This is a genomic window from Gordonia sp. CPCC 205515, from assembly GCF_048537925.1.
In the GTDB taxonomy this organism is placed as follows: domain Bacteria; phylum Actinomycetota; class Actinomycetes; order Mycobacteriales; family Mycobacteriaceae; genus Gordonia.
Map to the genome: position 1 here is coordinate 72,063 of NZ_JBCLVJ010000014.1, position 13,182 is coordinate 85,244.

General features: G+C 68.3%; 12 protein-coding genes. 4 read left to right on the plus strand and 8 right to left on the minus strand.

The annotated features are described in order from the left end of the window. Positions 1 to 75: 75 nt before the first annotated feature. The 3 genes from AAFP30_RS21205 to AAFP30_RS21215 are packed head-to-tail and all read left to right on the plus strand — an operon-like array spanning position 76 to position 2,974. The gene (locus AAFP30_RS21205) at positions 76 to 1,089 is read left to right on the plus strand and encodes a heme/hemin ABC transporter substrate-binding protein (protein WP_419232078.1); all 1,014 of its coding nucleotides are present in this window, start codon (positions 76 to 78) and stop codon (positions 1,087 to 1,089) included. Beyond that, positions 1,086 to 2,180 (plus strand): FecCD family ABC transporter permease, encoded by a 1,095-nt coding sequence (locus AAFP30_RS21210; protein WP_419231998.1) that lies wholly within the window; start codon positions 1,086 to 1,088, stop codon positions 2,178 to 2,180. The genes AAFP30_RS21205 and AAFP30_RS21210 overlap by 4 nt, the downstream gene beginning before the upstream one ends. Continuing rightward, on the plus strand, positions 2,174 to 2,974 hold the full coding sequence (locus tag AAFP30_RS21215) for a heme ABC transporter ATP-binding protein (RefSeq protein WP_419231999.1): 801 nt from the start codon (positions 2,174 to 2,176) through the stop codon (positions 2,972 to 2,974). Before AAFP30_RS21210 ends, AAFP30_RS21215 begins: the two co-directional genes overlap by 7 nt. Before the next feature lie 12 nt (positions 2,975 to 2,986). On the opposite strand, the gene AAFP30_RS21220 is transcribed toward AAFP30_RS21215, so the two are convergent. The 7 genes from AAFP30_RS21220 to puuE form a co-directional block, all read right to left on the minus strand. Continuing rightward, positions 2,987 to 4,057, minus strand: coding sequence for a hypothetical protein (locus AAFP30_RS21220; RefSeq protein ID WP_419232000.1), 1,071 nt, complete (start codon positions 4,055 to 4,057; stop codon positions 2,987 to 2,989). Between the two features lie 96 nt (positions 4,058 to 4,153). Next, the gene (locus AAFP30_RS21225) at positions 4,154 to 5,992 is read right to left on the minus strand and encodes a penicillin-binding transpeptidase domain-containing protein (RefSeq protein WP_419232001.1); all 1,839 of its coding nucleotides are present in this window, start codon (positions 5,990 to 5,992) and stop codon (positions 4,154 to 4,156) included. A 64-nt stretch (positions 5,993 to 6,056) separates the two neighbouring features. After that, a complete protein-coding gene (locus AAFP30_RS21230) occupies positions 6,057 to 6,893 on the minus strand; it encodes a GNAT family N-acetyltransferase (RefSeq protein WP_419232002.1) in 837 nt (278 codons plus the stop codon). Between the two features lie 28 nt (positions 6,894 to 6,921). Further along, positions 6,922 to 8,094 (minus strand): flavodoxin-dependent (E)-4-hydroxy-3-methylbut-2-enyl-diphosphate synthase, encoded by a 1,173-nt coding sequence (ispG, locus tag AAFP30_RS21235; RefSeq protein ID WP_419232003.1) that lies wholly within the window; start codon positions 8,092 to 8,094, stop codon positions 6,922 to 6,924. Positions 8,095 to 8,153: 59 nt separating this feature from the next. Next, positions 8,154 to 9,365: a M50 family metallopeptidase gene (locus AAFP30_RS21240; protein WP_419232004.1), complete on the minus strand. Its 1,212-nt coding sequence runs from the start codon at positions 9,363 to 9,365 to the stop codon at positions 8,154 to 8,156. Further along, entirely contained in the window at positions 9,362 to 10,534 is a 1,173-nt protein-coding gene (gene dxr / locus AAFP30_RS21245; protein ID WP_419232005.1) for a 1-deoxy-D-xylulose-5-phosphate reductoisomerase, read from the minus strand. Before dxr ends, AAFP30_RS21240 begins: the two co-directional genes overlap by 4 nt. A 20-nt stretch (positions 10,535 to 10,554) precedes the next feature. Beyond that, positions 10,555 to 11,511 carry an allantoinase PuuE gene (gene puuE, locus AAFP30_RS21250; protein ID WP_419232006.1) on the minus strand — a complete coding sequence of 319 codons (957 nt, stop codon included), beginning with the start codon at positions 11,509 to 11,511 and terminating at the stop codon, positions 10,555 to 10,557. 150 nt (positions 11,512 to 11,661) lie between these two features. Here puuE and AAFP30_RS21255 point away from each other — a divergent pair, with 150 nt between their 5' ends. After that, positions 11,662 to 11,925 carry a DUF2631 domain-containing protein gene (locus tag AAFP30_RS21255; RefSeq protein WP_419232007.1) on the plus strand — a complete coding sequence of 88 codons (264 nt, stop codon included), beginning with the start codon at positions 11,662 to 11,664 and terminating at the stop codon, positions 11,923 to 11,925. A gap of 120 nt (positions 11,926 to 12,045) precedes the next feature. Here the strand turns inward: AAFP30_RS21255 and rlmN are convergent, their stop codons facing one another. Further along, a complete protein-coding gene (rlmN, locus tag AAFP30_RS21260; protein ID WP_419232008.1) occupies positions 12,046 to 13,152 on the minus strand; it encodes a 23S rRNA (adenine(2503)-C(2))-methyltransferase RlmN in 1,107 nt (368 codons plus the stop codon). Positions 13,153 to 13,182 lie beyond the last annotated feature (30 nt).

Here is a 13,182-nt window from a genome sequence, read left to right on the forward strand (position 1 = left end):
CGGTGCCCCGTAACCAGCTGAGACGAGGAGATGACGGTGCGGGGTGTCAGACGCCGGCGAGGCCGGGCGACGGCGCTGGGTGCGCTCCTGGTGGCGTTGATCCTCACTCTGGTGCTGGGCGGTTGCACCACCGCACCCATCGAACAGGCCGACCGGTCGGTCCCGGCATCGGCACATCTGCGCAACGGGCCGTCGACTGCCGAACTCCCCCGCACCGACGTCGTGCCGGTCGCCGACAACCCCACCCCGCAGCTACCGGTGACCGTCGACTCGGTGGGTCATCCGCCAGTGACCGTCACCGACACCAGCCGCATCATCGCCGTCGACCGCAACGGGACGCTCGGCAACATCGTGTTCGCGCTCGGCCTCGGACCCCGCGTGGTGGGGCGCGACACCTCGACCGCCTTCCCGTCGGCGTTGAACAAGCCGCTGGTGACCAACACCGGCCACACACTCAACGCGGAGAAGGTCCTCGCACTGCGCCCCACCGTGCTGCTGGTCGACGAGAACACCATCCCACCGCAGGCGGTCGATCAGATCCGTGCGGCCAAGATCCCGGTCGTCGCGTTCTCCGCGACCCGAACCCTGGACACCACTCCGACGCTGATCCGGTCGGTGGCCGCAGCTCTCGGCGTGCACGACGCCGGTGAAGCACTGGTCAAACGCACCGACGACGAGATCGCCGAAGCGCAGAAGTCCGTGCCGAACCCGTCGGGGAATCCGACGATCGCGTTCGTGTACATCCGCGGTCCGCGACTGGTGCTGCTGGCCGGTCCCGGCTCGGGTGCCGACGACCTGATCAAGGAACTCGGCGGCACGGATGCGGCCGACAACGCCGACCTCACCGGGGCATACACCGCGGTCACGGCCGAGGCGATGGTCAAGGCCAACCCGGACGTGATCCTGGTGATGACCCAGGGCGCAGAGTCGGTCGGCGGGATCGACGGGGTGATCGGACTGCCCGGCATCGCCGACACCAACGCCGGCCGCGCCCGCCGCATCGTCGAGATGGATCAGACCGAGATCCTCGCGTTCGGTCCCGACATCGGGCAGGTGCTGGGCTCGCTGGCGCAGGCGATCTACGTATGACGACCCCGACGACCACCGAAGCCGACGAGTCGGCGCGACGCCACCTGCGGCCCGCGTCCCGCACCCGACGCAACGTGCTCGTGGTGGCGACGATGCTGGTACTGCTGGCCGTCGTCGTGGTGATCTCGGCTGGGATCGGGCAGGTCGTGATCCCACCGTCGGAAGTCCTCGGCAGCCTCGCCCATCACTTCCACCTGCAGATCGGTCCGCTGCCGCAGCACCCGCAGGGCGAACACACGCTGTGGATCATCCGCTTCCCGCGGATCGTGCTGGGCCTGCTCGTCGGTGCGGCGCTCGGCGCCGCAGGCTGCCTGCTGCAGGGGGTGCTGGCCAATCCCCTCGCCGAACCCGGCGTGATCGGGGTGTCGTCGGGGGCCGCGGTCGGCGCCTGCCTGATGATCGTCATCGGCGGAGTCGGCGTGAACGGTTGGGCCCTGGCCGGTGCCGCGTTCGTCTTCGGCCTGGCGACCGCGGCCGCGGTCTACATCATGTCGCTGCGCGACGGCTCGTCGTCGGCGATCATGTTGGTGCTCACCGGTATCGCGGTCAACGCCTTCGCGCTCGGCATCATCGCCTACCTCACGTTCGTCGCCACCACCGCCGCCCGTGAGCAGATCGTGTTCTGGCAACTCGGCTCACTCGCCGGCGCCACGTGGAGTTCAGTGTGGGTGGTGCTGCCGCTGGTGATCGCGGGTGTGGCGGCGTCGATGCTGTTGGTACACAAGCTCGATCTGCTGGCGCTCGGCGAGATCCAGGCGGCGTCGCTGGGCATCAACGTGGAGAATGTGCGGCGGCAGGTCATCGTGCTGGTCGCGATCCTCACCGCCGCGGCGGTCGCATTCGCCGGCATCATCATGTTCGTCGGGCTGATCGTGCCGCACCTGATGCGGCTGATCGTTGGGCCGCGGCACGCGATCCTGTTGCCCACCAGCATCATCGGCGGTGCCATCGTCATCGCCGCCGCCGACCTGGCATCGCGCACCGTGATGGGTGACGCCGACCTGCCGCTCGGCGTGTTCACCTCGCTGGTCGGCGGCCCGGTGTTCTTCATCCTGTTGCGCCGCAGCCGTCACGCGGGTGCCGGGTGGTGACCGCGGCCGCTGCCGATGGCGGTGAAACGGGTGTCGTCGCCGAGCACGTGACCGTGTCCCTCGGTGGGCGTGAGGTGGTGCACGACGTGTCGCTGCGCGTGGCACCCGGCGAACTCCTCGCGCTCGTCGGCCCCAACGGCTGCGGCAAGTCGACACTCCTGTCGGTGATCGCGCATCTACGACGCCCCGACGGCGGCAGCATCCGCATCAACGGGCATTCGGTGGCCGACCTGTCATCGCGGGAACTCGCCCGGCAACGCTCGTTCATGACGCAGCAAAACCGCGGCGACACCCCGTTTTCCGTCGGCGAGGTCGTCGAGATGGGCCGGTTCCCATGGCTGCGGACGCCGCAGGCCGCGCAGTCACCGCAGGTCATCGACGACGCCATCCGCGCCTGCGACCTGCAGGAGATCATCGACCGCCCGTTCGCCCAGCTCTCCGGCGGACAGCAGGCACGCGTCTCCCTGGCCCGGGCGCTGGCCCAGCAGGCGCCGGTGATGCTGCTCGACGAACCGACCGCGGCGCTCGACATCCACCATCAGGAGGCGGTCCTCGACATCCTGCGGGCGGCCCGCGACGCCGGAACCGCCATCCTGCTGGTGGTGCACGACCTGTCGCTGGCCGCCGCCTACGCCGACCGGGTGGCGCTGATGAAGGACGGGCACATCCTGGCCCAGGGCCCGACCCGCGACGTGATGACCGCGGAACTGCTGTCGAGCACCTACGACCACCCCGTCGAGATCTGGGATCACCCCGAGTCGGGACAACCCGTCATCGTGCCCCGACGGCACTGATCACGACGCCGATCAGCGCTTGTTGGTGAGGGCACCGAACCCGGGGATCGCCGCGACCACACCCGCGACGATCAGCAGCACACCCAGGATCACGGTGAACCACAAACCGATCCCGACACTGATGTCGAGGTCCGGCAGCGTCGGCTGCATGTTCGACGGCAGGCCCGGGATGTTGGTGGGGATGTTGCTCAACTGGTCCTTGGCATTGTTCACGTCGCTGATGTCGCGGAAACCGACGATCGTGATGACCAGACCGGCCAGCACCGCGACCGCCCCGGCCGCCAATCCCAGCAGCGGCACCCGCGCGACGAACACCGCGGCGAGAGCAACCGCGGCCGCGATCAACGCGAGGATCAGCGTGATCATGCCATCGGAGGCATTGTCGTTGCCTCCGAAACCGTTGTAGGACTTACCCGCTGCGCTCACCCACGGTAGGAAGGCGCTGATCATGATGAGCAACGAGATACCCGCCAGCACCCAGTAGATCACCGGGATGAGACCGGCCAGCTTGCCACCGGCCGTAGCACCGGCGGGCGGGTAGTGACCGCCGCCCTGGTGACCGTACCCGGCGGGGGGATACCCGGCTCCGGGTTGCTGCGCGGCCCCGTACGGCTGACCGTAGGGTTGCTGACCGGCCGGCGGTTGGCCATAGGCGGGCTGTCCCTGTTGGGGTTGGCCCGGCTGGGACTGTCCCGGGTGTGATTGCCCGTAGGCGGGCTGTCCGGGTTGCGGCTGACCGTACTGGGGCTGGCCGTACGGCGACTGCCCCGGCTGGGGTTGCCCGTACTGCGGTTGCCCGTACTGCGGTTGCCCATACTGCGGTTGCCCGTACTGGGGCTGGCCATACGGCGACTGCCCCGGCTGGGGTTGGCCGTATTGAGGTTGGCCGTACTGGGGTTGTCCATACTGGGGCTGCCCATACGGCGCCTGTCCCTCACCCGGCTGACCCGATTGGGGTTGTCCCGGACCGGGATACCCCTGTGGTGGTTGATCGTACGGCTGCTGCTCGCTCGGCGGCTGTTGCCCGTAACCGGGCTGTCCCGGCTGCTGCGGACGGCCGAAAGGCTCATTCGGATTCGACATGGTCCGAACCCTACTCGGCAACCGATCCCCATCGCCCGACATACACTCCCGCGGCGTCGAATCCGGTGGCCGTGATCGACCGAATGGCCGACGCGCTCAGGACGCGGTGGCGGTGGCGTAGCCCGGCGGCAGGAAGGAGAAGAAGTCGCGGGTGACGCCAACCGCGTTGTTCGAGTCGCCGCCCCGTACGACCAGCGTCGCGAACGCGAGATCGCCGCGGTAGCCGGCGAACCACGCGTGCGAGCCACCGTCGAACTCGGCCTCACCGGTCTTGCCGAGCACGTTGCCCTGCCCCGCGATCGCGGTGCCGGTGCCCTCGGTCACCACTGCGCGCATCATCGGCCGCAACTGCGCGACCACCGCCGGGTCCAACGTCGGCTGCGGGCCGATGACCTTCGTCGGCTTCCCCAGGATCAATTGCGGCACCGGCGCTTTCCCGTTGTGCGCCACGGTCGCTGCGACCAGCGACAGGCCCAGCGGACTGACCAGCACGCGTCCCTGACCGAATCCGTCCTCACTGCGCGCCACCAGCCCCGGCGCGATCGGCACCGACCCGGACACCGCGTCGAGACCGGCGATCTCGTACTGTTCGCCGACACCCATCGCCGCGGCGGTGTGCGCCAGATCCGACGGCCCCATCTTGCTGGCGAGGTGGGCGAAGGTGGTGTTGCACGAGTTGGCGAACGCACTGAACATGGGCACCGTGCCGAGCGAGAACCGGTCGTAGTTCGGGATTCGACGCGGCCCGATCTCGATCTCCCCCGGACACGGCACCATCGACTCGGGGTGCGCGATGTTCCGAGAGATCGCCGCGGCGGCGGTGACCATCTTGAAGGTCGAGCCGGGTGGGTAGAGACCGGTCGTCGCGATCGACCCGTTGCGGTCGGCCGCGGAGTTCTGCGCGATCGCCAGAATGTGCCCGGTCGACGGCTGGATCACCACCATGGCGATCTGGAACCGGTTGGTCGCGTCGACCGCCCGCTGCGCCGCGGTCTGCACCTGCCGCGACAAACTCAACGAGATCGACGGAGAGGGCTGGGCGGCATGATCTTCGAGGACATCGGCATCGAGCCCGTTGGGATTGACGGTGACCACTCGCCACCCGACCCGACCGTCGACCTCACCATCGACGACCTTCTTCACTTCCGACAGCAATGCCGGCGCGAAGTTCTTGTCGGTCGGTACGAGTTCGGCCTGCTCGTTGTGCACGACACCGGGGATGGCCAGGCGGTCCCGCAGGCGGTCGAAGGTCTGATGCGACATCCGGGTGATCGGGTACTGACCGTCGGTCGCCGTGGCGTCCTCGGCGATCTTCTGCGCCGACAACGTCGGGTCGACGCCGTGCAGCGCGGACACCAGACGGGTGACCGAATCGGCCACCGACCCGCTCGCGGCGGCCTGCTTGGCGTCGAAGTTGATGCCCACGACCGTGCCGTTGGTCATCACCCGCGAGCCGTCGGACTCGTTCACCGTGGCCCGCGGCGCCTCCACGGTGCGCAGCGAAAGTCGTTGATTGGCACCGAGTTCCGGGTGAATGTCGGTCGACGTCCAACGCACCGTCCAGCCGGCGGCGTCGGATCGGGTCATCTTCACCGTGGCCGGGTAACTCCACTGCCGACCGCGCGGCAACTCCCAGCGATAGGTGACGTCGACGTCGGCGGTGTCACCGTTGACCCGCGCCCGCCCCGTCGAGGAGGTCAGCTTCGTCGCCGCGAGACCTTCCCACGCCGCGGTCAGATCGGTACGCGCCTGCGTGGGGTTGTCGGTGAGGTCTGCGGCCCCGGCAGTGTTGTTGGTTCCGTAGGCAGCCAGGAATCGTTCGACGGCCTGCCGCGGTCCGTCGTCGACGGTGGCGCAGCCGGCCACTCCGAGAGTGACGGCGGCACTCACCGACACACACGTCACGCTGATTACACGTCGTCTCATCTGCCACATCAGTTACGACTTTAATGCGCAATCGTGACGAAACCGCCGCGCCACGCGCGGGTCGTGGGAGAAATCAGTCGACGAGAATCGTGGCGAAGGTGCCGACCTCGGCGAAACCGACGCGGCGGTAGGCCTCGCGGGCGGCCACGTTGAAGCTGTTGACGTAGAGGCTCGGTGTCCGGCCGTGCGCGAGGATGGCCGCGGCGACCGCCGCCGTACCGGTCGCGCCGAGCCCCCCGCCGCGCCGATCCGGCGCCACCCAGACCCCCTGAATTTGCCCGACTCTTCTTGAGAGAGAACCGATTTCAGCCTTGAAGACGACTTGACCGCGGTCGAACCGGGCGAACACGCGTTGCGCCGAGATCAGTGATGCCAGTCGACGACGGTACGACCGCCCGCCGTCACCGGCGCACGGGTCCACGCCCACCTCGCCGATGAACATGTCGATCGCGGCCGGCAGGTAGGCGTCGAGGTCGTCGAGGGTGACCAGACGGACCGCGGGGTCGGGCGGCACCACCGGCGGACCGGTGAGCGCCATCAGCGGTTGCGCCTCGCGCACCTCACGGGCGGGACCCCACGACGCACCGATGCGGTCCCAGAACGGTAGGACGAGTTCGGCACGGCCGACGATCGAGGAACACACGCGGGCGGCCGCGGCCGCGCGGTCGGCGAAGCTCTCCATGTCCGACACGCCGCCGAGCAACGGGATGAGGTTGGCACCGGAGAAGCACAGCGACGTCGTCGGGTTGTCGACGGTCCACAGTTCACCGCCGAGCAGTCGCGGGTTGATGCCGTGCGATTCGAAGCGGGCGGCCACCATGCACATCGCCACCGGATCCGACGACATCACGCGTTCGACCACCGGTGCGTCGCGCGCACCCAGTGGGCGGTCGCCCAGCAGCTTCAGCACCACTGCTCCTGTCCACTCGGGCCGGGGGTCAGCTCACCGTGACGATCGGCGAACCCACTTCCGTGTCCTCACCAGTGTCACCCGACTCCCCCGCAATCCGCAGCGCTTCTTCGATCAAGGTCTCCACGATCTGCGCTTCGGGCACGGTCTTGATGACCTCACCCTTCACGAAGATCTGTCCCTTGCCGTTGCCGGACGCCACACCGAGGTCGGCTTCGCGGGCCTCACCAGGGCCGTTGACGACGCAGCCCATGACCGCGACACGCAGTGGCACCTCCATGCCCTCGAGTCCCGCGGTCACGGCGTCGGCGAGCTTGTAGACGTCGACCTGGGCCCGTCCGCAAGACGGGCAGGAAACGATCTCGAGCTTGCGGGGCCGCAGGTTGAGCGACTGCAGGATCTGGTCGCCGACCTTCACCTCTTCGGCCGGCGGCGCGGAGAGCGAGACGCGAATGGTGTCGCCGATGCCCTCGCTCAGCAGGGCCCCGAAGGCGACCGCCGACTTGATGGTGCCCTGGAAGGCGGGACCGGCCTCGGTCACGCCGAGATGCAGCGGATAGTCGCATTGGGCGGCGAGCTGCCGGTAGGCCTCGACCATGACGACCGGGTCGTTGTGCTTGACCGAGATCTTGATGTCACCGAAGCCGTGCTCTTCGAACAGGCCCGCCTCCCACAGCGCCGACTCGACGAGTGCCTCCGGGGTGGCCTTGCCGTATTTCTCCAGGATGCGCTTGTCCAGCGAGCCGGCGTTGACACCGATACGGATCGGGATGCCCGCGTCGCCTGCCGCCTTGGCGACCTCCTTGACCCGGCCGTCGAACTCCTTGATGTTGCCGGGGTTCACACGGACCGCGGCGCAGCCGGCGTCGATCGCGGCGAAGATGTAGCGCGGCTGGAAGTGGATGTCGGCGATGACCGGGATCTTCGACTTCTTGGCGATGATGGGCAGCGCCTCGGCGTCCTCGTTGCGTGGGCAGGCCACGCGGACGATGTCGCAGCCCGACGCGGTCAGCTCCGCGATCTGCTGCAGCGTCGCGTTGATGTCGTGGGTCTTCGTGGTGGTCATCGACTGCACGGAGATCGGATGGTCGCTGCCGACGCCCACCGACCCGACCTGGATCTGTCGGGTCTGGCGGCGGGGGGCGAGCACGGGCGGCGGCGCGGCCGGCATGCCGAGTCCGACCGAGATCGGGTTGTTCATCTGTTTCACCTCTGGGAACGACGGGCTGGCTGGGTGGTGCAACGGGCTGTGTGGAACGGTCAGAAAACCTGGATCGGGTTGATGATGTCGGCGGTCAGGGTGAGCACCATGAAGGCGCCCATCACGATCACCACCGCGTAGGTGATCGGCATCAGCTTGAGGTAGTCGACGGGGCCCCCGGGTGCGCGACCGAACCAGCCACGGACCGTGTTGCGACCCTTCTCGTACCCGACGATGGCCATGTGGCCGCCGTCCAGTGGTAGCAACGGCACCAGGTTGAACAGGCCGAGGAAGAAGTTGACGCTGATCAGCAGCATCAGGAACATGCTCCACGCGCCGCGTTCGGCGGCCTGCCCGCCCATCACCGATGCGCCGTAGACGCTGACCGGGGTGTCGGCGGAGCGTTCGCCACCGGTGACTGCGGTCCACAGTGCGCCGATCTTCGACGGCAGGGACAGCAGGGCATCCCAGGTCGCGACGAACAGGTCGCCGGTGAAGGCAATCGAGCCGGGGATGGCGGTGAGCACGTTGTAGTGGTTCATCCCGTCCTGGGACAGGCCGATGCCGATGGCGCCGACGGTGACCGGGCTCAGCGATCCGTCGTCGTTCTTGGTCATCCGCTGGACCTGGGTGACGGGCACCTGGAAGGTCTGGGTCTGACCGTCGCGGGCCACCTCGACGGTCGCGGTCGCCGTGGACTTCTGCGTGACGGCAACGAGATCCTGCGCGTTGGCGACCCGATGTCCGTTGACGGCGATGATCTGGTCGCCGGCCTGGAGGCCGGCCTGTACAGCGGGTCCGGTGCCGGTGCAGTCGACGGGTTCGCCCTTCGCGTCGGTCGTCGCCGCGACGCACGTGGTGCGGTCCACGTAGACCTTCGCGGTGCCGTCGAGGTTGGGCAGTCCCCAGCCGACGGCGACGATGAACACCAGGACGAAGCCGAGGATGAAGTTCTGTGCCGGTCCGGCGAACAGCACGACGAGGCGCTTCCACGCCTTCTGCGCGTACATCGCGCGGGGCTTCTCGTCGGCGGTCAGTTCCTCGTAGGGGGTCATGCCTGCGATGTCGCAGAAACCGCCGAGCGGCAGGGCCTTGACGCCATATTCGGTCTCGCCGCGGCGGGTCGACCAGACGGTGGGTCCGAAGCCGACGAAATAGCGGCGCACCTTCATGCCGGTCGCCTGCGCGGCCCACATGTGACCGCATTCGTGCCATGCCACCGACAGCAGCAACGCCGCGGCGAACAGCGCCACGCCGAGCGCAAAACTCACTGACTCACTCCATCCGCATATGCCGTGACCAGTTCCGCGGCGCGCGTCCGCGCCCACTGATCAGCGGCCAGAACCTCCTCTACAGTACCTGGCTCGGCGCGCCACTGATCCGCCTGCGCGAGCACCTCACCGATGATCGCGACGATCCGCGGGAACCGGATCGCACCTGCGAAGAAGCCTTCGGCGGCCGCCTCGTTCGCCGCGTTGTAGACGGCGGTGAGCGACCCCCCGCCCCGGCCGGCCTCGCGCGCGAGGTCGGTCGCCGGGGAGACGGCGTTGGCGGCGGGTTCGAAGGTCCACGCCGACGCGGTGGAGAAGTCACACGCCGACGACGATCCGGGTACCCGGTCCGGCCATCCCAGCGCGAGCGCGATGGGCAGTTTCATCGACGGCGGTGACGCCTTCGCGACGGTTGCGCCGTCGACGAAGGTGACCATCGAGTGCACGATCGACTGCGGGTGCACGGTGACGTCGATGCGGTCGTAATCCACGCTGAACAGCAGGTGAGCCTCGATGACCTCGAGCGCTTTGTTGACCAGGGTGGCCGAGTTGAGCGTGATCATCGGACCCATCGACCACGTCGGATGGTGTCCCGCCTGCTCGGGGGTGACGGCGTCCAGAGCGTCGGCGGTCCAGCCGCGGAACGGGCCGCCGGAGGCGGTCAGCACCAGCCGGTCGACTTCGTCGGCGGTGCCCGCCCGTAGGCATTGGGCGATCGCCGAGTGTTCGGAGTCGACCGGCATGATCTGGCCGGGTGCGGCGGCGTCGAGCACCAACGAGCCGCCGGCGACGAGGGACTCCTTGTTGGCCAGCGCCAGCCGGGCCCCGGAACGCAGCGCGGCGAGGCTCGGGCGCAGTCCGATCGACCCGACAACCGCATTGAGAATCACATCGGCGTCGACCGCGTCGATCAGCTCACACATGGCGTCCGGGCCGCCCAGAATCGGGCCGCCGAGGTCGTCGGAGAGAGTGCGGGCGGCCTGCTCGTCGGCCACCGCGAGCGCACTCGTCGGGATGCCGAACGCCGTGGCCTGCTCCCGCAGGAGGTCGAGGTTGCCGCCCCCGGCACCGAGCCCGACCACCTGGAATCGTTCCGGGTGTTCGGCGATGACCTCGAGCGCCTGGACGCCGATCGAGCCGGTGGAACCGAGGATGAGTACGCGAGTCACCCTCCTATTGTGGCGCGTGCCTACGACACGGGATGCACCGTCCGCCAGTGTTCGGCGATGTCGATGCGACGCGCGATCCAGACGTCGTCGTGGGACTGCACGTGATCGAGGAAGCGCTGCAGGGCAGCGAGCCGCGACGGCCGCCCGACGACCCGGCAGTGCAGCCCCACCGACAGCATCTTCGGCGCACCGGCCACGCCCTCGGCGTAGAGCACGTCGAACGCGTCGCGCAGCTGCGCGAAGAACTGTTCCCCGGACGGGAATCCGCCCGGCGACGCGAACCGCATGTCGTTGGTGTCCATGGTGTACGGCACGACGAGGTGATCGATTTCGTCGCCGGCGTGCGGCACCTTCACCCAGTAGGGCAGGTCGTCGGCGTAGCTGTCGGAGTCGTAGACGAACCCGCCTTGTTCGACCACGAGCCGCCGCGTGTTGGGTGAGTCGCGGCCGGTGTACCAGCCGACCGGTCGCTGTCCGGTGATCTCGGTGAGCAGTGCGATGGCCGCCCGCATGTGTTCGCGTTCGACGTGTTCGTCGACCATCTGATAGTTGAGCCAGCGGTAGCCGTGGCAGGCGATCTCATCGCCACGGTCGGCGAACGCGGCGACGACCTCCGGGTTGCGGGCCATCGCCTGGGCGACGGCGAAGATGGTCAGCGGCAGCCCGCGTTCGGAGAAGGTGCGCAGGATGCGCCACACGCCGGCGCGCGATCCGTACTCGTAGAGCGACTCCATGCTCATGTGCCGGTTCGGGAACGACTGGGCGCCGATCATCTCGGATAGGAAAGTCTCACTGCCCCGGTCGTTTTCGAGGACGTTGTTCTCCGAGCCCTCCTCGTAGTTGAGGACGAACTGCACCGCGATCTTCGCACCGCCCGGCCACTGCGGATCGGGGGGCGACGCGCCGTAGCCAACCATGTCGCGGGGATAGTCCTCGGCTCGATAGTCGGCCAGGGTGCGGTGCGCGCTCTCGGACATGCGCGCATTCTGTCACCGCAGAGCCGATTCGGCGCAGCGGCGCGGTCCGCGCATCGGTGCGCGGGTGGTACCGCTATGCTGAGCGGGAACTACTACCGGGCGTCAGAGTTCTGTCCCCGGAGTCGCCGCGTACGACAGTGAGGAGCCACCGTGGCAAGCACCGACGTTGAGCCCGTTGACACCGGTTGGGTGCGAGAGCCCGCCGATGCTCCCTCTGCGCGTTTCGGCTGGCACGGCCAGGCTAGGAAGACCTTCATGGTCGCCGGCTGGTTCTTTGTCGCGTTCCTGCTGCTGATGATGATCGGTAACCACACCGGGCACATCGAGGACATCTGGCTCGCCGCCTCCGCGTTGATCCTGGCGTACTTCCTGATCAAGAACACGTTCAGCACCCGCGGAACCTGGCGGAACTAGCGCACGTCTCGAGACGAGGTCGCATGCGACGTCATTTCGGTTCCGCGTACTCAGCTGGGTACGCGAAACCGAAATGAGTCCGCGTGCGACCTCATTTCGCTCTCCGGAAGCCTGGCGCGCTCAGCGTTCCTCGGCCGCGAGCTGACCGCACGCCGCGGCGATCTCCTGACCGCGGGTGTCGCGGACGGTGCACGACACACCCTGCTCGCGCACTCGCCGCACGAACTCTCGCTCCACCGGTTTGGGACTGGCGTCCCATTCTGATCCGGGCGTCGGGTTGAGCGGGATCAGATTCACGTGCACCAGCGAGCCGAGCGCCTGGTGCAGCTTCTTGCCGAGCAGATCTGCCCGCCACGGCTGGTCGTTGACGTCCCGGATCAGCGCGTACTCGATCGACACCCGTCGTCCGGTGGTGTCGGCGTAGTAGCGGGCCGCGTCGAGCACCTCTTGGACGGACCAGCGGTTGTTGACCGGTACGAGGGTGTCGCGGAGTTCGTCGTCGGGGGTGTGCAGCGACACCGCGAGCGTCACCGAGAGTCCTTCGTCGGCGAGGCGTCGGATCGACGGCGCGAGTCCGACGGTGGACACGGTCACCGAGCGCGCGGAGATACCGAGGCCGTCGGGGGCCGGTGAGGTGATCTGCCGCACCGCACTGACCACCCGCTTGTAGTTGGCCAGTGGCTCCCCCATGCCCATGAACACCACATTCGACAGCCGGCCCTCGTGACCGAACTCACCGTCGCGCAACGCCCGCGCGGCCGCCCGAACCTGGTCGACGATCTCCGCGGTGGACAGATTGCGGTCCAGACCGCCCTGCCCGGTGGCGCAGAACGGGCAGGCCATGCCGCAGCCGGCCTGGCTCGAGATGCAGAGCGTGTTGCGGTCGGTGTAGCGCATCAGCACGCTTTCCAGCAGCGTGCCGTCGTGCAACCGCCACAGCGTCTTGCGGGTGTCGCCGTCGTCGCAGGCGATGTGCCGGACCGGGGTCAGCAGCGACGGAAACAGCTTCTGCCCGACCGCCTCTCGCGCACCCGACGGCAGGTCGGTCATCTCCTCGACGTCGCCGTTGAGGCGGCCGTAGTACTGCCGGGCCAGTTGGTTGGCGCGGAACTTGGGCAGGCCGAGGTCGGCGAGCGCAGCGATTCGGGCCTCGGTGTCGAGGTCGGCGAAGTGGGTGGGCGGACGCCCGCGCTTGGGCGCGTCGAACACGAGCGGCAGTGACGTCATGTTGCCATTGTCGCATGTCATGATGGGTGA